The sequence below is a fragment of the Cupriavidus sp. GW822-FHT02D05 genome, assembly GCF_058802485.1.
In genome coordinates, this window is the sequence record NZ_JBXAOE010000018.1 from 82,883 (window position 1) to 103,051 (window position 20,169).

Here is a 20,169-nt window from a genome sequence, read left to right on the forward strand (position 1 = left end):
GCGCACTAGCGCACTAGCGCACTCGCGCACGCACACTCTCGCCCTGGGTCACCGTCCATGCCTGCCAGCCATCCCTTGCCGAATGATCCGCCGCGCATCGTCGTGCTCGTCGCGCCGGACCCGGCGCAGGAACTCGACGTGACCGGGCCCAGCGCGGTCTTCGGCCATGCCAACCGGCTCCCCGGCCGGGCCTCGCCGGCCTACGACATCCGCATTGCCAGCGTGCGCGACGACGGCCTGGTGTGCACCGAAAGCGGGATCCGGCTGCTGGCCGACGCGCCGTATCATCGCATCGGCGACATGCTGCCCGGGCCGATCGACACCTTGCTGATCGCCGGCGGCTCAGGCCACGCCGCGGCAGCCAACGACGCGCGCCTGATTGACTGGATCCGCGCGCAGGCACCGCGCGTGCGCCGCCTCGGCGCGGTCTGCACCGGCGCGTTCGTGCTGGCGCGCACCGGGCTGCTGGACCGCCATCGCGCCACCACGCACTGGCGCCACGCCGCGCGGCTGGCGCAGCGCCATCCGCTGGTACAGGTGGACCCGGACCCGATCTGGATCCGCGCGGGCGATCTGTACACCTCGGCCGGCGTGACCGCTGGCATGGACCTGGCGCTGGCCTTGGTGGAGGACGATCTCGGCCATGCCGCCTCGCTGGCCGTGGCGCGCGAACTGGTGCTGTTCCTGCGCCGTCCCGGCAGCCAGGCACAGTTCTCCACGCTGCTGCAGGCGCAGAGCGCGCAAAGCCCGGAGTTGCGCGAATTGCAGGCCTGGATGGCGGAGCACCTGGCGCGCGACCTGTCGGTGCAGGTGCTGGCCGAGCGCGTGGCGATGAGCCCGCGCAACTTCGCGCGCGTGTTCGCGCGGCAGGTCGGCGAGACGCCGGCGCGCTACGTGGAGCGGCTACGTGTGGAAGCGGTGCGCAGGATGCTGGAGGAAGATGGGCGACGCCTGGATGGCATCGCCCGTGCGACGGGATTTGCCAACGCCGACGTGATGCGGCAGGCGTTCCAGCGGCATGTGCAGACCACGCCGGAACGCTATCGGGCAGCGTTCCGGGCGAGGCCAGAGGAGTCCGGCAAGGGCCTCAGGCCTTAGCTTGCAAGGCGGCAATGCGCTGCTCGATCGGCGGATGGCTGGAGAACAGCGACATCCACGACTTGCCACCGGCAATGCCCATCGCCTGCATGTTCTGCGGCAGGCCTTCGGAGTCCAGGCCGCCCAGCCGGCGCAGCGCCGCCACCATCGGCGTGGGGCTGCCCATGAGCTTGGCCGCGCCGGCATCGGCACGGTATTCGCGATGGCGCGAGAAGGTGGCCACGATGATGCTGGCCAGGATGCCGAACACGATCTCGCAAACCACCACCGTGATCATGTAGCCGATGCCGGGGCCGCTCGATTCCTCATCGTTCTTGCGCAGCATCGAATCCACGAAGTAGCCCACCACGCGCGCCAGGAAGATCACGAAGGTGTTGACCACCCCCTGGATCAGCGTGAGCGTGACCATGTCGCCATTGGCGATGTGGGCGACTTCGTGCGCGAGCACGGCCTCCACTTCGTCGTGCGACATGGTTTGCAGCAAGCCGGTGGAAACGGCGACCAGCGAGCTTTTCTTGGTGGCGCCGGTGGCAAACGCATTGGCTTCGCCTTCATAGATGGCGACTTCAGGCATCGGCAGGCCGGCGCGGTCAGCCAGCTTCTGCACGGTCTGCACCAGCCAGACTTCGGTGGCGTTGCTGGGCTGGGTGATGACTTGCGCGCCGGTCGACCACTTGGCGATGGTCTTGGACATCAGCAGCGAGATGAAGGAACCACCGAAGCCCATCAGCGCGGCGAATGCCAGCAGCATGCCGAGGTTGAGGCCGTTGCCGGTGAGGAAGCGGTTCACGCCCAGCAAGCTGGCGGTGAAACTGAGGACAAGCATGACGGCGAGGTTGGTCGCCAGGAAGAGCAGGACGCGTTTCATTTTTTGTGTGAGGAAGTGATCAATGCCATGGTGAAAACAGGGGCGCGCATCGCCAGCACGCGCAGCGCCAAGGCCTGGCGCGCCGCGTGCAGGAGACTAACGACAGGAAAACCGGGAACCTGACTACGAGCGCACGCAAGGCCAGCGCGCGCGGGGGAGGCTCAGGCGTTGGGAGGGCGCTGCTGAAGGGGAAGGTCGGGGTCGGGCATGACGCCCGCGCGGTGCACGGGCGTTGCGCTGCGGGCAAGCCCTGCGGTGAAGCGCGGGGGCGAGGCCGGCAACAGGGATTCGGCGAGGTCGGCGCCGGGCTGCGACGGATCCTTGGCGTCGCCGGCACTGCCAACGTCAACGTCAGCGGGGCCCGGGGCGACAGCGGCATCTTGTGCCAAGGTGCTGCATGAATCCGCCTGCATCGTGTTGCCCACTGCGCACGTGCGCACGCCTGCCCAGCTTTGGAAGGGCATGACGGCAAGCATCAGGAGCAGCAGCAGGAAGCGGATTGCGCGCACAAAAAAATTGGGGTTGGGATCACGTGTCGGGGGATTCGACACGAAATCGAGCAAGGAATTCTACAGGATGCGCCGCCGCGGCATGTTATGGCGAAAGCATCACTCTGCCACGCTCAGCCCAGGATATTCCGCGCGGCGTGCGTACCCCACCACGCCGCTTCCTCGAACACCGACACGCCCGACAGGTCCGCATGGGCAAACAGGATGCGGCCATCGGCCGCGCGCAGGGCCGCGGCGCCGGCATTGCCCAGAAAGCCCGTGCGCGGCGAGGCCATGGCGTGCCCGCGCACCGTGATTTCCACCGCATCCGCGTGGCGCCAGAAGGCGCGCCCGTAGACCGTGCGCAGATCGGTGGTGGCATAGTCCATCAGCTCGGCGGCGCTGGCCTCGGCCAGCCAGCGGCGGGTGTCGGCGAGCGAGCGCGGCGCCGCGCCGGGGCTGGCCGCAACGTCCAGCGGACAGTACGCGGTAAAGACCGTGGCTGCCGGCTTTGCCTGCCGGATCAGTTGATGGGTACTCACCACATAGCCCAGCCCGCGTCCGCCATGCACCACGTTGTCCCACGCCAGCGGCACGCCCGGCGCTTCCGGCGGGAAGCCCTGCAGGCGGAAGCTGGACACCATCCAGGACGCGGTGGGCGGCAGGTGACGCGCCGGGTCGAAGCCGAATTCGCGCAGCGGCGCCACGCGGGCGGCCACATGCAGGGGCATGGCGCAGATCACGCGGCGCGCACGGATGCGGTAGAGGCGCGGCGGCCGGGCGCCAACGCCATCCGGCCACCAGGCGCACAGCACCGACACCCCACGGCCCTGCTCCTGCACTTGCAGCGCCATGCCGGGACGGCGCCAGGGCTGGGCGCCAGGTTTGACGCCGCGGTGCGCATCGATGCGCGCCGAGAGCCGCGTCACCAGCGCGTGCAATCCATCCGGCCAGGTCAGCACGGCGCCGTCGGCCGCATCGCTTGCATGGCCCGCGCGGCTGGCGAAGTAGTACAGGCCGGCCCAGGCCGAGATCAGCTCGTGCCCCGCGCCGTAGTCGTCGCGGCAGCAGTAGTCCACATAGGTATGCAGGGTGGGCGCGGTAAAGCCTTCGGCCAGCATCCACTGCCGCATGCTTTGCTGGTCAAGCCGGGTCCAGGCCGGGTCTTGCGAGGCCAGCGCCAGCGGGATGGCAAAGGCCTTGCGGCCGTCGCTGCCGCGCGCGCTCTTGAGCTGCTCGACGCGCGCGAGAAAGCGCGCGTGCTGCGCCGCTTCCTCGTCCGGCGCAGCGTCGCCAGGCAGCAGGCCGTCGTGCCACTTGCCATCGAAGAACAGGCGCTCGTCCGGCGCATGCACCAGCGCACGCTCGTCGAACTCGGGCCGCGCGGCGAACGGGTCGCGCTGGATTACGCCGGTGTCGGCCAGCATCTCGCGGATGTGCGTGGATTCGGGCGAGGGCAGCGGCAGATAGTGCGCGCCGCGCGGGAAGGCCAGGTCGCCGCCGAAACTCCCGGCTGCCGCGTTGCCGCCGAACTCCGGGCCATCCACCAGCAGGAAATCCTTCAGGCCGCCGCGCGCCAGCTGCCACGCGGCGCTGAGCCCGGCCACGCCACCGCCGAGAATGGCAACGTCGGTCACGATCTCATCCTGCGCGGAAACGGTCGACGGCCAGCTGGCGGCATCGCGCAGCGCGTGGCCCTCGGCCATGCCGGGGCGCAGCACCACGGGCACGGGCTCGCGCAGGCCGACGCCGGCCAGGAAGCGGCTGGCATCGTCGCCCAGGCGATCGCAGCCGGATAGCAAGCCCAGGCCGCTCGCGCCAGCGCCGGCGATCAGGAAGTGGCGGCGGTCCATGCCAGCTCCGATTGCGGGGGATGCAGATCAGCGAATGACATTGCGCCAGTCCTGCTCAAAGTCATGCACCAGCGACTGCTCGTTGAGCCGGTTGGCACGCGCCTCGCGCGGCGCCATGTCGGCGGGGAAGCGGAACATCAGCGCGGTGCTGTCGGCGTCGAGGAACTTGAGCGGCACGGTGTAGCGTGTGGGCGGCGTGTAGTCGTCGCGCTTGCCCGCAACGATGAAGCCCCACTCGCCGAATGACGGCACATAGGCGTGGTAGGGCCAGGTATGCAGGCCCGCCTCGCGCAGCGTGGCGTCGATATCCCAGAACGAGCGCGGCGCAAAGTACGGCGAGGTGGACTGCACCACCGCATAGCCCTTCTCCGCGAGGTGGTGCGACATCAGCTTGTACATCGGCACCGAGTACAGCTTGCCCAGGCCGAAGTTGGACGGGTCGGGCAGGTCGACGATGATGGCGTCGAACATCTCGTTGTGCTGCTCCATCCATTGCGCGGCATCCGCGTTGACCACCTGCACGCGCGCGTCCTTGAGCGAGCCCTGGTTCAGCGCCACCAGCGGCTCGCTGCGCGAGAACAGCGTGGTCATGGCGGGGTCGAGGTCGACCAGCGTCACGTGCTCGATGTTCTTGTGCTTGAGGATCTCGCGCACGGCCAGCCCGTCGCCGCCGCCGATCACCAGCACGCGGCGCGCCCACGGCAGCGCCTGCAGCACGGGATGCACCAGCGCCTCGTGGTAGCGGTGCTCGTCGCGCGAGGAGAACTGCAGGTTGCCGTTGATATAGAGGCGCATGTCGTCCTTCCAGCGCGTGATCACCAGGCGCTGGTACGGCGTGCTTTCACTATGGATGATCTCGTCGCCGAACATGCCGCGCTCGGCCCAGTGGGTCAGCCGCCCCGAGGCCAAAAAGCCACCCGCCAGCAGCACCAGCACCAGCGAGGCGCGCAGCATGCGCGACATTACCGGCTTGAGCTCGTCGCGGAAGATATGGATGGTGACAAGCGCCACGCCCGCATTGAGCATGCCAAACAAAAAGCCGGTGCGCGACAGCCCCAGGCGCGGCGCCAGCACCAGCGGGAACACCAGCGAGACAGCCAGCGCGCCAAGGTAGTCGAACGTCAGCACGCGGCTGACCAGCTCGCCAAAGGCGGTGCGGCGCGTGTTGAGCACTCGCATGACCAGCGGGATCTCCATGCCCACCAGCACGCCAAGCACGAACACCATGGCGTAGAGCGCGGTGCGAAAGGGCGCGGACAGCCAGGCGAACACCACGAACAGGAGCGCCGCGGAGATGCCGCCGAGCAGGCCGATCAGGATCTCGATATCGATGAAGCGCGCCAGCACGTCTTCGTCCTTCACATAGCGCGACAGCCAGGAACCCACGCCCATGGCGAACAGGTAGCAGCCGATGATGGAAGAAAACTGGAGAATGGAGTCGCCCAGCAGGTAGCTGGACAGGGCGCCGGCGATCAGCTCGTAGCCGAGCCCGCAGGACGCCACGATCAACACCGAAAGAACAAGGGTACGGTCGCGCATCGGGGCTAGGGAATCGGGGTTCGAAGAGGAAGCCGGGAAGGAAGCCGGGAGGGCAGGCGTGACGCTCAGGCGAGCCGCCGCGCGATGCGCGCACGCCTGGCAAACCGCAAAAAGTTGTAATGAACCGAAATGGACAACGGATATACTTGGGCGCGAACTGCCGACGATGCTGATATCGCCAATATGGCTTCACGATTCACGGCTCGCTTACTGTTGCGGCAGCCCGGAACACCGTCGTAGAACCAGCCGGAGAACAATCAAGATGCAAGCCATCTACGCCTATGTGCTGCACCTGCTGGCCGGCCTTGCCCTGCTGGCGGTGTTCGTCGGAGTCTACACCAGGATCACGCCGTTTCGCGAGTTCGCGCTGATCCGCCAGGGCAACCTCGCGGCGGCGCTTTCGCTGTCGGGGGCGATGATCGGTTTTTGCTTTACGCTGTCGTCCAGCATCCAGCACAACGACACCTTCCTGCTGTTCCTGGTGTGGTCGGTGGGGGCGATGCTGGTACAGGCGCTGGCCTACGCGGGCCTGGCGCGCGCGCTGCCCGACATGGATGCAGCGATCGAATCGAACAACATCGGCATGGGCGGCCTGATGGGCGCTATTTCAGTGACGGTCGGCTTGATCAATGCCGCCTGCCTGTCCTGACTTCCTGAACATGCTGGAACAACGCTGAGAACCTGGGGATTGCCATGAGCATCGGATCGTTCATCAAGAAGCAGTTTATCGACATCCTCCAGTGGACGGAGGACACGGACGGCGTACTGGCCTGGCGCTATCCGATGGAGGATATGGAAATCCAGTACGGTGGCAGCCTGACCGTGCGCGAGTCGCAGATGGCGGTGTTCGTCAACGAAGGCAAGATCGCCGACGTGTTTGGGCCCGGCATGCACAAGCTCACCACGCAAACGCTGCCGGTGCTGACGTACCTGAAGAACTGGGACAAGCTGTTCGAGTCGCCCTTCAAGTCGGATGTGTACTTCTTCAGCACGCGCCTGCAGATCGGCCGCAAGTGGGGCACCGCCCAGCCGATTACCATCCGCGACGCCGATTTCGGCATGGTGCGGCTGCGCGCCTTCGGCCTGTACTCGTACAAGGTGGCCGACGCCGCCAGGTTCTATACCGAGATCAGCGGCACGCGCGCCGAGTACACCCGCGACGAGGTGGAAGAGCAACTGCGCAACCTGCTGATCGCCACCATGACCGCCACGCTGGGCAGCGCCTCGGTGCCCTTCCTGGACATGGCCGCCAACCAGGCGCTGATGTCGCAGACCATCCGCGACAAGCTGGCGCCGGAGTTCGAGCGCTATGGCGTGGCGCTGGATAACTTCGCGGTGACCAATGTGTCGCTGCCGGAAGAACTGCAAAAGGCCATTGACACCCGTATCTCCATGGGCATGATGGGCGATATGGCGAAGTTCACGCAGTACCAGGTCGCCACCTCGATCCCGCTGGCCGCGCAGAACGAGGGCGGCGTGGCCGGCCTTGGCGCCAGCCTGGCGGCCGGCGCGGTGATGGGCCAGGCGATGGCGGGCGGGCTTGGCGCCGCCGCCGGCGTCCAGCCTGCCGCACCCGCTGCGGCAGCGGCGCCGGCCGCAGTGGCCGCACCTGCCGACGATCCCGCCGCACGCCTGCAAAAGCTCAAGGACCTGCTCGACAAGAGCCTGATCTCCCAGGCGGAGTTCGACACCGCCAAGGCCGAGATCCTCAAGAAACTGATCGGCTGAGCGCGCGCCCTTATCCCTTAAGCATGCAAGAAATCAACTGCCCAAGCTGCGGCGCGCCGGCGGCCTTCCGCTCGTCTGCCGCGGTGATGGTGGTGTGCGAGTTTTGCCACAGCACGCTGCTCAAGGACGCCGACACGGTCAAGGACGTCGGCAAGATGTCCACCGTGCTGGAGGACTACACGCCGCTGCAGATCCACACCTCGGGCCAGTGGGACGGGCAGGGCTTCACCCTGGTCGGCCGCATCCAGCTGCGCTACGACTCCGGCCTGTGGAACGAGTGGTACCTGCTGTTCGACGACGGCAGCGACGGCTGGCTGGCGGATGCCTCCGGCCAGTACATGCTGACGCGGCGCGTCACGGCCGAGCAATCCGCCGCCCAGCTCAACGGCGTGGCGCTGCCGCGCTATGACCAGCTCACGCCCGGCACGCCCCTGTACTTCGACAAGCATCGCTACCTGGCCAGCGACGTGCGCAGCGCGCGCTGCACCGGTGGGCAGGGGGAGCTGCCGTTCGCGGTAGGCGCCGGCTGGACCGCGCAGGTTGCGGACTTCCGCGACGAAGGCCGTTTCCTCACGCTCGACTACGCCGATGGCGATCCGCCCGCCATCTATACCGGCCAGGCGGTCACGCTCGACCAGCTCAAATGCCAGCTGCTGCGCGAAGCCGACCAGATCGCCGGCACCGCCGACCGCTACCGCGGCAAGGCCGTGCCGCTGGCCTGCCCGGGCTGCGGCGGCCCGATCGCCTACCGCGCGGGTGTGGCCAGCTTCGTGGTCTGCCCGAGCTGCCACAGCGAAATCGACTGCTCCACCTCCACGGCGCTCGTGCTGGAAAAGCAGCGTGAGCTCGACGCGCTCAAGACCAGCCTGGCGCCGGGCGACATCGGCAACATCGACGGCAAGCCGTACACGGTGCTGGGCCTGATGCAGTGCACCGACAACGACGAGGAAGAAGCCTCCACCTGGGTCGAGTATCTGCTGTTCAACGAGCAGCGTGGCCTGATGTGGCTGGTGGAGCAGGACAGCGGCTGGGACCGGGTCGAGGTACTGGATACCTGGCCGCGCATGGTCTCCGGCACGGCCGCAAGCTACCAGGGCCAGACGTTCCAGCAGGGCTACGACTACGAGAGCGAGGTGCTGTACGCAGCCGGCACCTTCAACTGGCGCGTCAAGGTGGGCGACACCACGCGCCTGACCGAATTCGGCAAGCCGGCGCGCCGGCTCACGCGCGAGACCTCCGGCACGGAGATCGTCTGGACTTTGTCCACCACCGTGGCGCGCGCGCAGCTGGCGCAGTGGTTCAAGTCCAGCCCGGGGCTGGCCGAGGCCGCCCGCGCGCCGCAGGCAGCGCGCGCATCGGCTGCGGGCAATAGCGCCGACCTCGCCTTTTGCCGCAAGAGCGCCAAGGTCTACGCCATCCTCCTCGCCATCCTCAATGTCCCGGTGGCGCTCGTCACCGATCGGGGCTGGTTCACTATCGTCATCGGTTTCCTGCTGCTTTGGGTGCCGATCTGGCTGGTCCAGCGCTGGGCCGGAAAGGATTGAGTCAGCGTGCGCCTGCTTTATCTTGTCTACGGCATCATCGTGCTGTTCGGCACGACCTTCTTCAACATCGGCGAATCCACCGGTTCCGGCTCGTCCGGATACGCGAGCTCGCGTGGCTGGAGCGGCGGTTCCTCCGGCTCCAGCGGCTGGTCCTCCGGCGGCGGCCACAAATGAGCCCGCGGCCATGAACGCGCCAGCCCTGCCTTGCCCGGCCGTGCTCGGCCACCACCTGCTTGCCGACATGCAAGGCGTGGCGAGCGATCTGCTGGCCGATGCCGCACTGGTCGAGCGCGTGCTTTACCAGGCGGCGCAGGCCGCCGGCGCCACCGTGGTGGATGCGCGCTTCCGGCACTTCGGGCCGGGGCTGGGCGTGACCGGGGTGCTGCTGCTCAAGGAGTCGCACATCAGCATCCATACCTGGCCCGAGTACGGCTTTGCCGCCGTGGATGTGTTCATGTGCGGCGCCGCCCGGCCAGAGCTGGCGGTGGAGGTGGTGCGCGCGGCCTTCGTGCCGCGCACGCTTACGCTGCGCGATCAGGCGCGGGGCCCGGCGCCTGGCTGAGCGCGAAGCTGGCAAGGCTTGCCGCGATGGTCTACACTGCTGGGTAACCCCGTAATTACTACAGGGTATTTGTTGCGGTCGGGAGTGACCTGGAGTCGGCATGCGTATCGGTGAGCTTGCAAAGCACAGCAGTTGCGACGTGGAGACCATCCGCTATTACGAGCGCGAAGGCCTGCTCGACGCGCCCCAGCGCGAGGACAACGGCTATCGCCGCTACGGCGACGGCCATTTGCTGCAGCTGAACTTCGTGCGGCACTGCCGCTCCCTCGGCATGAGCCTGTCCGATGTGCGCAGGCTGCGCGACTTCGAGCGCGATCCGGCCCTGGCCTGCGACGATATCAACAGCCTGCTGGATCGCCAGATCGAGCAGATCCACGCCCAGCGCGTGGCGCTGGAGGCGCTGGAAGGGCAGTTGCGGGCACTTCGCCATACTTGCGACCAGCCCCATCCGGTCAGCGAATGCGGCATCCTGCAGAACCTGCAGCAAGCTGCCGCCGGCGCCGCCTGCGAGTGCCATCCGCATCCGGAGCGCCACGCGTAAGGGTTGCGCCCCGGTGCCTGAAAGGTGCCGGCTATGCTACGATCCCTTTACCTGCCGCGCACCAAGCTGGTGAAAAAGCGGCGGGCCGAGCCCGCGACGAAGCCTTTGAGTGAGCCATTGCTCTCGTCAGTTTCGCCGCATGGCGCGCTTTCCGGATTTTCCATTCCAATTGCTGCCGCACCCAATGACGCCTTGCTGCCTGTCGCCGATTGCTGTCGAGCTTGCCCCTGTCGGGCAGGCTGGCGCGACCGTGCGCGCAGTCCAGGCGCCGCGCGCACAAGCCAAACAGGCGATTGCCTGCCGCCGGATCAGCGCACCGCTTGATCCTGCCCGGTTCCCAGCCTGACGTTCCCCCCAACGCAGGCAGACGCTGAACCGGGCCGAGTCACTCCCTGTTCGCGGTTTTCCCGCCGGTACTGACCGCCGGTAACGGCCCACCTTGTTTCATGACCTGGCAACGCCAGGAGCCGATCCCCGACGGATCGCTCCAGCCTGTTCCGGGTCGCCGCATCGCCACTTAGCGAGGATTCATCATGACGGCATCGTCCAAACAACAACCGACCCTTTACCTGACCGAGCTCGACGTGACCCGTCTGGAGCGCATCGCGGGCCGCGCCGGCGCCGCGCCGCTGGCTGAAATGCTCGACAGCATCCTCGAGCGCGCGGCCATCGTGCCGGCCGAGGCGATTCCCAAGGATGTGGTCACCATGAACTCCAGCCTGCTGTGCGCGCTGGAGGGCGAGGCCACACCGCGCCGCTGGACGCTGGTCTACCCGGACACCGCCGATTTCGATGAAGGCCGCCTGTCGGTACTGTCGCCGATCGGCCGTGTGCTGCTGGGCGCGCGCGCCGGGCAGACCGTGAGCTACCGCCTGCCGGACGGACGTGAGCAAAGCGTCACCGTGGTGGAGCTGTCTTTCCAGCCTGAGGCCAACGGCCAGTACACCGTATAAGGCCTGGTCAAAAACTTATCCGGCACTTTTTGGGTACTTTCAGGCCGATTCAAGGCTGATTCCGGGCGCCGGTCGTGGCGCCCTGGCGCGCGCGCATCGGCGCCGCCCATCCCGCAAAACGCTAGCCCGCCAGCAAGCTGTTCGCCCGCAGACCGGCCTGAGGCCTGGGCTGGCGGGCCATCAGGCATCGCTTCGGCCACCCGCCGCGCCCCCTCGCAAGCCCTCCCGTCACGCCATTGGGCGGCCAATCCGCGCCGTTCGTCCGACTTTCCAGCGTTTCACGACTCGCAACGCACCATTCGTCGCAGTGGTATTTCTCCTTGCCCGCCAAGCCACTAATCTTCAGTCCGTGCCTGCAGCGCAACATAGATTTGCCGGGGCAGCTAGTACAGCAAATTAAAAGCAAGAACGACACAATCAGTTGAAGGAGTCCCAAATGAATGCCAAACGCATCCTTGGCGGCGTTCTCGCCGTGCTGATGGTGGCCTCGTCGGCCGCGGCACTGGCAGCGCCCGCCAACAGCAAGGTCGGCAAGTTCGACGTGTACGCCGACGCGTTGCGCACCGGCAAGTTTGATACGTTCACCGATGGCGCCAAGGCCGGCAAGTTCGACACGTTCACCGATGGCGCCAAGGCTGGCAAGTTCGACACGTTCACCGACGGCGCCAAGGCTGGCAAGTTCGACACGTTCACCGATGGTGCCCGCGGCGCTTTCCGCGGCGAGATCGCAGCCAGCTCGCTGGACAACTCGCGCGGCGGCGACGGTTCGCTGTACGGCTACCGGGTCTGAAACCGACCCGTGTGGTACTTGGAGGCCACTTTGGTGGCCGCCAAGTACTGCTTTTGCTCCCCGTTTTATCTCCCACCTGCCCGGCTGACCTCCTCCTCCTTTTCTCTCCCGCCGGGTGGGTGATTTTTACCCGCCGCTCCCCGCACTAGCTGCCTTTCGTATTTCCTCCGGCAGCCTCGCAAGACCCCCACCCCGACTATCCCGAACGCCGCAGGCCGGCACGCGCCTTGTCATTCCCGTTCGCGCCCGGCACGCCTGCGCCCGATCAAGACATAGAGCAATGGCACCGCCAGCGAGCCGATCACGGTGGCGCCCAGCATGCCGCCCAGCACCCCGGTGCCGACCGCGCGCTGCGCGGCCGCACCCGGGCCGGTGCTGATCGCCAGCGGCACCACGCCCAGGATAAAGGCCAGCGAGGTCATCACCACCGGGCGCAACCGCTGGCGGGCGGCCTGGCCGGCGGCTTCCAGCAGGTCCATGCCGCCGCGGCGCAACTGCTCGGCGTATTCCACCACCAGGATGGCGTTCTTGGCCGCCAGCCCCATGATCACCACGCCGCCCACCTTGAAGTAGACGTCGTTCGGCATGCCGCGCAGCCAGATCGCCACCAGCGCGCCAACGAGGCCCGCCGGCACGATCAGCAGCACTGCCAGCGGCAAGGTCCAGTTTTCATAGAGCGCCACCAGGCACAAGAAGATGAACAACATCGACAAGGCGAACAGCCACGGCGCCTGCGTGCCGCTTTGCTGCTGCTCGAAGGCGCGTCCGGTCCAGCGCACGTCGTAGGCGCCGCCCAGCTCGCGCACCCTGGCCGTGAGGCGTTCCATGGCTGTGCCGGTGCTGTGGCCCGGCGCCACTTCGGCGTTGATGCGCACCGAGGTGAGCCCGTTGAACCGCTCCAGCGTCGCTTCGCCCTTGCCCCAGGCCAGTTCGGCGAAGGCACCCAGCGACACCATGCCACCGCTGGCATTGCGCACATGCACGCGGGACAGCTTGGCCGGGTCCATGCGGTAAGGCGCATCCGCTTGCAGGATCACCCGGCGGATACGGCCTTCGCGCGCGACTTCGTCGATATAGCGCGAGCCCAGGGTGGCCGACAGCGCATGGTGGATGGCCTGCGGCTCCACGCCAAAGCTGCGCGCGCGCTCGTAGTCGATGTGCAGGTCCAGCGCCGGCGCCGGCTGGCCGGTGGTGGCGCGCACCTCGCCCAGCGACGGCTCAGCCTTGATGGCGGCAAGCAGCTTGTCGCGCGCGGCAAACAGCGCTTCGCGCCCGGAGCCGGCCTGCGCCACCAGCCGCATGTCGAGCCCGCCGGTGCTGCCCAGCTCGGGCAGGGCCGCGCCGTTATACGCGTACAGCTGCGCCTGTCCCCGCCCAGGCCACGCTTCCAGCCCGGCCTGGAGCCTGGCCAGCACTGCGTCCGCGCGTTCGTCGGCGCCGCGCTCCGACCAATCCCGCAGCGCCAGGTACATGCTGGCGCGCTGCTCGCCGTTGCCGGAATTGCTCCAGCCCAGCACGGCGAAGGTCGAGCGCACGGGATACTTGCCGGCTTTCAGCCACGCCTCCAGCGTCGCCACGGTGGCGCGCGTCTGCTCCTGCGTGGCACCCGCGGGCAGTTCCATATCGATCACCAGTTCGCCGGTGTCCTCCTCTGGCAGGAAGCCGGCGGGGATCTGCCACATCAGCACGCCACCGGCCACCGCCAGCGCCAGGTAGATGCCCAGCCAGCGCAGGCGGCGCCGCTGCAGCGCCAGTACCCAGCCGGCATAGCGCGCGGTGAGCGCCGTGAAGCCGCGCTCGAACCAGGCCAGCGGGCCGCGCTGCGGGTGCGGGGCATGGCGCAGCAGGCTGGCGCACATGGCCGGCGCCAGCGAAAGCGCGAAGAACAGCGAGAAGGCAATGGAGATCGCCAGCGTGATGGCGAAGTGCCGATAGATCACGCCCACCGCACTGCCCAGGAACGCCATCGGCACGAACACCGCGCACAGCACCAGCGTGACACCTACCAGCGCGCCGGACACTTCGCGCATCGAGCGGGCCGCCGCCTCCATGGCGTCCACACCATCTTCGCGCATGATCCGCTCGACGTTCTCCACCACCACGATGGCGTCGTCGACCAGGATGCCGATCGCCAGCACCACGCCAAACAGCGTGATCACGTTGAGAGACAGGCCAAACGCGTACAGGCAGGCCACAGTGCCAAGCAGCGAGACCGGCACCACGATCACCGGGATCAGCGTGGCGCGCAGGTTGCCGAGGAACAGGTAGAGGATCAGGAAGACCAGCGCCGTGGCTTCGCCCAGCGTGGTCAGCACGCGCCAGATCGAGCGTTCGACGAACTGCGCGCTGTCGGATGAGATCTCGTAACGCATGCCCGCGGGGAAGCCGCGCGCGGCTTCGTCAAGCGCGGCGCGCACCGCGCGCGAGGTGGCCAGTACGTTAGCGCCGTCTGCCAGCTTGAGGCCGATCGAGGCTGCCACCTGGCCGTCGTGGCGCGAGCTGTAGCGGTAGTCGCTGGCGCCCAGCTCCACCCGCGCCACGTCGCGCAGCCGTACCAGCGAGGCGTCGCCGCCGGCGCGCACCACGATCTGGCCGAAGGCCTCCGGCTCGGCGAGCGGCCGGGGCGGGCGCACCAGCGCCTGGTAGGGCTGGCCCGGCACCGCCGGCGCACCGCCGAGCTGGCCCGGGGTGACGTCGCCGTTGCGCGCCTTGATGGCCTGCTCGACGTCCGCGGCTGTCAGGCCGTAGGCGTTGAGCTTGTCGGGGTCGAACCAGATGCGCAGTGCGTACTCGGCACCATAGGGTTCCGCCTTGCCGATGCCGGGCAGGCGGCGCAGCATCGGCAGCACCGAAGCGGCGGCAAAATCGCCGAGCGCGGTTTCGTCGAGCTGGCTGTTCTGCGACACCAGCGAGACATACATGAAGGGGCTGCTGCCGGCCTGGTCCACGAAGATGCCGCCGCGGCGCACCGCCTCCGGCAACAGCGGCTCGGCTTGCATGACGCGGTTGCGCACGTTGACCTGCGCCAGCTGCGCATCGGTGCCCTGGCGGAAGCCCAGCGTGATGGTGGCGGCGCCGCCCTCGCTGCTGGCATCCAGGTAGAGCAGCCCGGGAATGCCGTGCATCTGCTGCTCCAGCACTGCGGTCACCGCATCTTCCACGGTACGCGCCGACGCGCCGGCATAGTCCGCGTAGACGATCACGGTGGGCGGCGCCACCGCCGGATACTGGGCGATGGGAATGCGGGTGAGGGCGATCAGGCCCGCCACCATGGTGAGAATGGCAATAACCCACGCGAACGCGGGCCGGCGAAGAAAAAAGGACGCCATGGCACATTGGATTGTTTTGCGCCGGCGCGGCAGCTAGCCGCCGCGCCGGCGCGGTGGAACGGATCCGGCGCGCGGGCACTGCGAGATGCGAGCGGTGAAACGCGCCGGGCAGCGTGGCACAAACGCTGTGAGGGAAGTGTGTCTGGCCGTCGCTCTAGCGGGACGGTCGGGAGAAGCCGCGCAGCAGCGCCGTGAGCAGCACCTGCTGCCGATGCACCAGCGGCTGCCAGTCCTCGCGGGGCAGGTGCTCGAACGTGATATCGAGCGCGGCCAGCCCGTGCACGGCAGTCCACAGCGCGTTGGTGACATCGCCGGGGTCGTACATGGAATCGATCAGCGCGGTGGCTTGCTGGTCATGCACGCAGGCCATCAGCACCGCGTTCACCGGGTCTTCCGGGAAACGCTCGCCCCAGCGCAGGTCGATCGCGCGCTCGGCGTCGGCCGGCAGGCCCATCATCATCATCAGGTGATAGCTGTGGCGGTTGGCCAGGGCCCACGCCACATAGGCATCGAGCACGGCCGGCAACGCCAGGGCAGGCGTACCCGCGGCGGCGCGCGCGGCGGCCAGTGCCGCCGCGAGGCGTACCCAGTCCTGCGCGCACAGCTCGAACAGCAGTGCGGTCTTGTCGTCGAAATGCCGGTAGATGGCGGCCGCGCTATAGCCGCAGCGCTCGCCGATGCGGCGCAACGTGACGCCGCTGAAGCCCGCCTCGGCAAACAACGCGCGGGCAGCATTGAAAAAGGCTTCGCGCACACTTTCGCGCCGCAGCTCGGCACCGCTGACCCGCGCAACGGGCGCGCCGGCGCGTGCGGCAACCGGCGTGGCGGGTGCACTCACAGGCGGGGCCGACAGGCTGGATTGCGTTGGGCGGGTGGCGGACATGGCCGCGATTATAAACACCGCTCACTTTGTAAACAACGTTTACATGGCGAATTCAGCACAAATAAGTGCCCCACCAGCGAGGGGGCGCTGCCCGGAGCGCCGGCGCAGCGCGGTCATCCAGCGGCGTGGCTCAGAGTTGCTTGGCCGCGAAGGTGTCGCACTTGCGGATGTCGCCGCTGGTCAGGCCCTGGCGCAGCCAGCGCGTGCGCTGCTCGCTGGTGCCGTGGGTGAACGCCTCTGGCACGACATAGCCCTGGGCCTGCTTTTGCAGGCGGTCGTCGCCGATGGCGGCGGCGGCCTTGAGGCCTTCCTCGATATCGCCGGGCTCCAGCAACTGCTGGTTCATGCGCTCTGCGGTAGCGGCCCATACGCCGGCCAGGCAATCGGCCTGCAGTTCCACGCGCACCGACAACTGGTTGGCCTGCGCCTCGCCCATGCGGCGGCGCGCGGCGTCGACCTTGCCCGACACGCCGAGCAGGTTCTGCACATGATGGCCAATCTCGTGGGCAATCACGTAGGCCTGGGCAAAATCGCCGCCAGCCCCGAAGCGCTGGCGCAATTCATCGTAAAAGGCCAGGTCGATATAGACCTTCTGGTCGCCCGGGCAATAGAACGGCCCCATGGCCGACTGGCCCGTGCCGCAGGCGGTAGGCGTGGCGCCCGAGAAGATCACCAGCGTGGGCGGCGCATAGCGGCGGTTGAGATCGGTCTCGAAGATATGCGACCAGGTGCGCTCGGTGTTACCGAGCACCTTGCGCACGAAGACCGTCATCTGGTCCTTGGCGGGGGGATGGCTGGGCACATGCTGCTGTTGCGGCGCTTGCTGCTGCGAGCCCTGCAGCACCGAGGCGCCCTGCATGATCACGGAAGGGTCGACGCCAAAGAAATAAGACGCCGCCAGCGCCACCAGGATGGTGCCGATGCCGAGCGTCTTGGGCCCCGCGCCAAAGCCGCCGAAACCGCCGGAGCCTTCACCCCGGCGGTCTTCTACATTCTGGCTTTCGGCTTCGTCGTCGAGACGCATGGTGGCTCCGCATTACTGGTTGATCGCCGCGGCAAAAAGGTGGCCGCAGCGTGTCGATCAGTATAGCAACGGCAATGCCGCCAACGCATGCGTGTGGTGTATCAGGCGGTAACCGCCGGTGCCGTGCTGGCAGTGGCTTGCCCCTGCGCCTTGCCCGGCTCCGCGCCGCCGATTTCGGCCACGCGCAGCAGGTTGGTGGTGCCGCCCTGGCCAAACGGCATGCCTGCCGCGATGGTGATCTGGTCGCCGGGTTCGGCATAGCCTTCCGCCAGCGCCGCGCGGGTTGCCGCATTCACCATCTCGTCCACGCTTTGCACGTCCGGGCTGACGGTGGAATGCACGCCCCACGCAATCGCCAGCCGCCGTGCGATTTCCAGGTTCGGCGTGATGCTGACGATGGGCGCGCACGGCCGCTCGCGTGCGGCGCGCAGCGCGGTGGAGCCCGACGAGGTGTAGGTGACGGTAGCCACCGCGCCGATGATCTGCGTGACCTCGCGCAGCGCCGCGCAGATCGCATCCTGGCGGGTGGACAGCGGCGCCTCATGCCCCGCGTCCAGCAGGTTGCGGTACAGCGGATCGCGCTCCACCTCGGTGATGATGCGGTTCATGATGGCCACCGCCGGCACCGGGTGGCGGCCGTTGGCCGACTCGGCCGACAGCATCACCGCATCGGCGCCGTCATAGATGGCGCTGGCCACATCGGACGCCTCGGCGCGCGTGGGCACCGGCGAATCGATCATCGATTCCAGCATCTGCGTGGCGATCACGATGGGTTTGCCGTGCTGGCGGCAGATGCGCAAGATGCGCTTCTGCACACCCGGCACACGCTCCGGCGGCAGTTCCACGCCCAGGTCTCCGCGCGCCACCATCACCGCATCGGACACGCGCACGATTTCCTCGAGCTGCTGCAGCGCGGCGGGCTTTTCGATCTTGGACAGCACGCCGGCACGGGTGCCGATGATCTCGCGCGCTTCCACGATGTCGGCCGGGCGCTGCACGAACGACAGCGCGATCCAGTCGGCGCCCAGCGCCAGCGCGAAGTCGAGGTCCTTGCGGTCCTTCTCGGTCAGGGCGGGGATCGGGATCACGGCGTCGGGCACGTTCACGCCCTTGCGGTCGGACAGCGTGCCGTGGTTGACCACGCGCGTGGCGATGCTGCCGCTGGCCACCGCCTCGATCTTCAACTGCACCTTGCCGTCGTCGATCAGCAGCGACTGACCCGGCGCGGCCACCCGGAACAGTTCCGGATGTGGCAGGTGCACGCGGGTGGCGTCGCCCGGGCTGGGGTCGCTGTCGAGCACGAAGGCGTCGCCGGCCTTGACCGCCACCTTGCCCGCGGCGAAGGTGCCGATGCGCAGCTTGGGGCCTTGCAGGTCGGCCAGCACGGCGATGGGGCGGCCGGTCTCGGCCTCGACCTGGCGCACGGCGTCGTAGCGGCGCTTGTGGTCGTCGTGCGAGCCGTGGCTGAAGTTCAGGCGGAAGACATCCGCTCCGGCTTCGAACAACTGACGGATCACCTCGATGTCGGTGCTGGCCGGTCCGAGCGTGGCAACGATCTTGGCTTTGCGCTGGCGTCTCATTTTGTCTCCTCTTCCAATCTCGGGCGGCGCGCCGCGATGGGCGCGCCGTTGTTCAAATTCAGGGCTTACACAATCAGGATGGCGCGGAAATCGTTCACATTGGTACGGGTCGGGCCGGTAACGATCAGGTCGTCCAGGCCGGCGAAGAAGCCGTAGCCGTCGTTGTTGCCGAGGTGCGCGCGCGCGGACAGTCCGCGTGCCTCGGCACGGGTCAGCGTATCGGGGGCGAGCAACGCACCGGCGTTGTCTTCGGAACCATCGATGCCGTCGGTGTCGCAGGCAATGGCATGCACGCCCGGCAGGCTGTCCAGTGCGACCGCGAGCGCCAGCAGGAATTCGGCATTGCGCCCGCCGCGGCCGCTGCCGCGCACCGTCACCGTGGTCTCGCCGCCGGACAGGATCACGCAAGGCTTCCTGAACGGCTGGCCATGCCGCGCAACCTGCCGCGCGATGGCGGCATGCACCAGCGCCACATCGCGCGATTCGCCTTCGATGCTGTCGGACAGGATGTGGGCTTCAACGCCCAGCTCGCGCGCGCGCGCCGCCGCGGCTTCCAGCGATTGCTGCGCGGTGGCCAGCGTGACGCTGCGATGGCCGTCGAAGCGCGCATCGCCGGGCTTGGGCGTTTCGCCCGCGCCGCTCTCCAGGTGCGCGCGCACATTGGCGGGCACGTCGATGCCGTACTTGGCGATCACCGCCAGCGCATCGGCGCAGCTGGTGGCGTCGGGCAGGGTCGGGCCGCTGGCGATCAGCGTGGGATCGTCACCGGGAATATCGGAAATCAACAGGGTCTCGACGCGTGCGGGCGCACAGTGCAATGCCAGCCGGCCGCCCTTGAGCGCCGACAGGTGCTTGCGCACGCAGTTCATCTCGCCGATGTTGGCGCCGCTCTTTAGCAGCGCGCGGTTCACGGCTTGCTTGTCGGCAAGCGTGATGCCGTCGGCCGGCGCGGCCAGCAGCGCGGAGCCGCCGCCGGAGATCAGGCACAGCACCAGGTCGTCGGCGGTCAGGCCCTTGACCAGCGCCACCATGCGCTGCGCGGCGCGCTGGCCGGCTTCGTCGGGCACCGGGTGCGCGGCCTCCACCACCTCGATACGCTGGCACGGCGCGCCATGTCCGTAGCGCGTCACAACCAGTCCGGAAATCTCGCCTTGCCAGTGCGCCTCGACGGCTTGCGCCATGGCGGCGGCGGCCTTGCCGGCACCGATCACCACCGTGCGGCCCTTGGGCGGCGTGGGCAGTTGCGGCGGCAGGCAATGGCTGGCGCTGACGGCGGCAACCGCGGTATCGAACAGGTCGCGCAGCAGGGCGCGCGGATCGGTGAGTCCGGCAGGGCGCTGGGGCGCCAGCAAGGTAGGGTAGGAATCGGTGGCGAGCATGACGGGATCC

18 protein-coding genes are annotated in these 20,169 nt (G+C 68.0%); 9 read left to right on the top strand and 9 right to left on the bottom strand.

Features of this window, described 5'->3' with window-relative positions; all coding sequences use genetic code 11:
* The first annotated feature begins 57 nt into the window (after window positions 1-57).
* Window positions 58-1,098 carry a GlxA family transcriptional regulator gene (locus tag AC1RQK_RS23545; protein ID WP_492373504.1) on the top strand — a complete coding sequence of 347 codons (1,041 nt, stop codon included), beginning with the start codon at window positions 58-60 and terminating at the stop codon, window positions 1,096-1,098.
* Here the strand turns inward: AC1RQK_RS23545 and htpX are convergent.
* The 4 genes from htpX to AC1RQK_RS23565 form a co-directional block, all read right to left on the bottom strand.
* Entirely contained in the window at window positions 1,088-1,966 is an 879-nt protein-coding gene (gene htpX / locus AC1RQK_RS23550; protein WP_492373503.1) for a protease HtpX, read from the bottom strand. The two genes, AC1RQK_RS23545 and htpX, sit on opposite strands and share 11 nt — an antisense overlap.
* Window positions 1,967-2,127: 161 nt before the next feature.
* Window positions 2,128-2,529: a hypothetical protein gene (locus AC1RQK_RS23555; RefSeq protein ID WP_492373502.1), complete on the bottom strand. Its 402-nt coding sequence runs from the start codon at window positions 2,527-2,529 to the stop codon at window positions 2,128-2,130.
* 59 nt (window positions 2,530-2,588) lie between these two features.
* A complete protein-coding gene (locus AC1RQK_RS23560; RefSeq protein ID WP_492811454.1) occupies window positions 2,589-4,307 on the bottom strand; it encodes an NAD(P)-binding protein in 1,719 nt (572 codons plus the stop codon).
* Window positions 4,308-4,334: 27 nt separating this feature from the next.
* On the bottom strand, window positions 4,335-5,915 hold the full coding sequence (locus tag AC1RQK_RS23565) for a polyamine aminopropyltransferase (RefSeq protein WP_492811555.1): 1,581 nt from the start codon (window positions 5,913-5,915) through the stop codon (window positions 4,335-4,337).
* Window positions 5,916-6,108: 193 nt separating this feature from the next.
* Here AC1RQK_RS23565 and AC1RQK_RS23570 point away from each other — a divergent pair, with 193 nt between their 5' ends.
* The 8 genes from AC1RQK_RS23570 to AC1RQK_RS23605 all read left to right on the top strand — a co-directional run bounded on the left by AC1RQK_RS23570 (window position 6,109) and on the right by AC1RQK_RS23605 (window position 11,964).
* The gene (locus AC1RQK_RS23570; RefSeq protein ID WP_492811456.1) at window positions 6,109-6,495 is read left to right on the top strand and encodes a DUF350 domain-containing protein; all 387 of its coding nucleotides are present in this window, start codon (window positions 6,109-6,111) and stop codon (window positions 6,493-6,495) included.
* 44 nt (window positions 6,496-6,539) lie between these two features.
* The gene (locus AC1RQK_RS23575) at window positions 6,540-7,574 is read left to right on the top strand and encodes an SPFH domain-containing protein (protein ID WP_492373499.1); all 1,035 of its coding nucleotides are present in this window, start codon (window positions 6,540-6,542) and stop codon (window positions 7,572-7,574) included.
* Between the two features lie 23 nt (window positions 7,575-7,597).
* Window positions 7,598-9,118, top strand: coding sequence for a DUF4178 domain-containing protein (locus AC1RQK_RS23580; RefSeq protein WP_492811458.1), 1,521 nt, complete (start codon window positions 7,598-7,600; stop codon window positions 9,116-9,118).
* Between the two features lie 6 nt (window positions 9,119-9,124).
* Complete coding sequence (locus tag AC1RQK_RS23585) at window positions 9,125-9,292, top strand: hypothetical protein (protein WP_158001334.1); 168 nt, start codon at window positions 9,125-9,127, stop codon at window positions 9,290-9,292.
* A gap of 10 nt (window positions 9,293-9,302) precedes the next feature.
* Window positions 9,303-9,680, top strand: a complete 378-nt coding sequence (speD, locus tag AC1RQK_RS23590) for an adenosylmethionine decarboxylase (protein WP_492373497.1) — start codon at window positions 9,303-9,305, stop codon at window positions 9,678-9,680.
* Window positions 9,681-9,780: 100 nt separating this feature from the next.
* Window positions 9,781-10,221 carry a Cd(II)/Pb(II)-responsive transcriptional regulator gene (locus AC1RQK_RS23595; RefSeq protein WP_492373496.1) on the top strand — a complete coding sequence of 147 codons (441 nt, stop codon included), beginning with the start codon at window positions 9,781-9,783 and terminating at the stop codon, window positions 10,219-10,221.
* Between the two features lie 533 nt (window positions 10,222-10,754).
* Window positions 10,755-11,174, top strand: a complete 420-nt coding sequence (gene rnk / locus AC1RQK_RS23600; RefSeq protein WP_492373495.1) for a nucleoside diphosphate kinase regulator — start codon at window positions 10,755-10,757, stop codon at window positions 11,172-11,174.
* 436 nt (window positions 11,175-11,610) lie between these two features.
* A complete protein-coding gene (locus AC1RQK_RS23605; protein ID WP_492811461.1) occupies window positions 11,611-11,964 on the top strand; it encodes a hypothetical protein in 354 nt (117 codons plus the stop codon).
* A 230-nt stretch (window positions 11,965-12,194) separates the two neighbouring features.
* On the opposite strand, the gene AC1RQK_RS23610 is transcribed toward AC1RQK_RS23605, so the two are convergent.
* From AC1RQK_RS23610 to AC1RQK_RS23630, 5 genes are all read right to left on the bottom strand, one after another.
* Window positions 12,195-15,293 carry a multidrug efflux RND transporter permease subunit gene (locus AC1RQK_RS23610; protein ID WP_492811463.1) on the bottom strand — a complete coding sequence of 1,033 codons (3,099 nt, stop codon included), beginning with the start codon at window positions 15,291-15,293 and terminating at the stop codon, window positions 12,195-12,197.
* A gap of 154 nt (window positions 15,294-15,447) precedes the next feature.
* On the bottom strand, window positions 15,448-16,176 hold the full coding sequence (locus AC1RQK_RS23615) for a TetR/AcrR family transcriptional regulator (protein ID WP_492373492.1): 729 nt from the start codon (window positions 16,174-16,176) through the stop codon (window positions 15,448-15,450).
* Window positions 16,177-16,306: 130 nt separating this feature from the next.
* Complete coding sequence (gene ypfJ, locus AC1RQK_RS23620; protein ID WP_492811466.1) at window positions 16,307-17,200, bottom strand: KPN_02809 family neutral zinc metallopeptidase; 894 nt, start codon at window positions 17,198-17,200, stop codon at window positions 16,307-16,309.
* Between the two features lie 101 nt (window positions 17,201-17,301).
* Complete coding sequence (gene pyk, locus AC1RQK_RS23625; RefSeq protein ID WP_416049927.1) at window positions 17,302-18,780, bottom strand: pyruvate kinase; 1,479 nt, start codon at window positions 18,778-18,780, stop codon at window positions 17,302-17,304.
* Between the two features lie 65 nt (window positions 18,781-18,845).
* Complete coding sequence (locus AC1RQK_RS23630) at window positions 18,846-20,159, bottom strand: glycerate kinase type-2 family protein (RefSeq protein ID WP_492373491.1); 1,314 nt, start codon at window positions 20,157-20,159, stop codon at window positions 18,846-18,848.
* Window positions 20,160-20,169: the final 10 nt, after the last annotated feature.

Coding starts and splice junctions, on each gene's coding strand:
- AC1RQK_RS23545 (WP_492373504.1), top strand. CDS start 58: ATGCCTGCCAGCCATCCCTTGCCGAATGATCCGCCGCGCATCGTCGTG.
- htpX (WP_492373503.1), bottom strand. CDS start 1,966: ATGAAACGCGTCCTGCTCTTCCTGGCGACCAACCTCGCCGTCATGCTT.
- AC1RQK_RS23560 (WP_492811454.1), bottom strand. CDS start 4,307: ATGGACCGCCGCCACTTCCTGATCGCCGGCGCTGGCGCGAGCGGCCTG.
- AC1RQK_RS23570 (WP_492811456.1), top strand. CDS start 6,109: ATGCAAGCCATCTACGCCTATGTGCTGCACCTGCTGGCCGGCCTTGCC.
- AC1RQK_RS23575 (WP_492373499.1), top strand. CDS start 6,540: ATGAGCATCGGATCGTTCATCAAGAAGCAGTTTATCGACATCCTCCAG.
- AC1RQK_RS23580 (WP_492811458.1), top strand. CDS start 7,598: ATGCAAGAAATCAACTGCCCAAGCTGCGGCGCGCCGGCGGCCTTCCGC.
- speD (WP_492373497.1), top strand. CDS start 9,303: ATGAACGCGCCAGCCCTGCCTTGCCCGGCCGTGCTCGGCCACCACCTG.
- AC1RQK_RS23595 (WP_492373496.1), top strand. CDS start 9,781: ATGCGTATCGGTGAGCTTGCAAAGCACAGCAGTTGCGACGTGGAGACC.
- rnk (WP_492373495.1), top strand. CDS start 10,755: ATGACGGCATCGTCCAAACAACAACCGACCCTTTACCTGACCGAGCTC.
- AC1RQK_RS23605 (WP_492811461.1), top strand. CDS start 11,611: ATGAATGCCAAACGCATCCTTGGCGGCGTTCTCGCCGTGCTGATGGTG.
- AC1RQK_RS23610 (WP_492811463.1), bottom strand. CDS start 15,293: ATGGCGTCCTTTTTTCTTCGCCGGCCCGCGTTCGCGTGGGTTATTGCC.
- AC1RQK_RS23615 (WP_492373492.1), bottom strand. CDS start 16,176: ATGTCCGCCACCCGCCCAACGCAATCCAGCCTGTCGGCCCCGCCTGTG.
- ypfJ (WP_492811466.1), bottom strand. CDS start 17,200: ATGCGTCTCGACGACGAAGCCGAAAGCCAGAATGTAGAAGACCGCCGG.
- pyk (WP_416049927.1), bottom strand. CDS start 18,780: ATGAGACGCCAGCGCAAAGCCAAGATCGTTGCCACGCTCGGACCGGCC.
- AC1RQK_RS23630 (WP_492373491.1), bottom strand. CDS start 20,159: ATGCTCGCCACCGATTCCTACCCTACCTTGCTGGCGCCCCAGCGCCCT.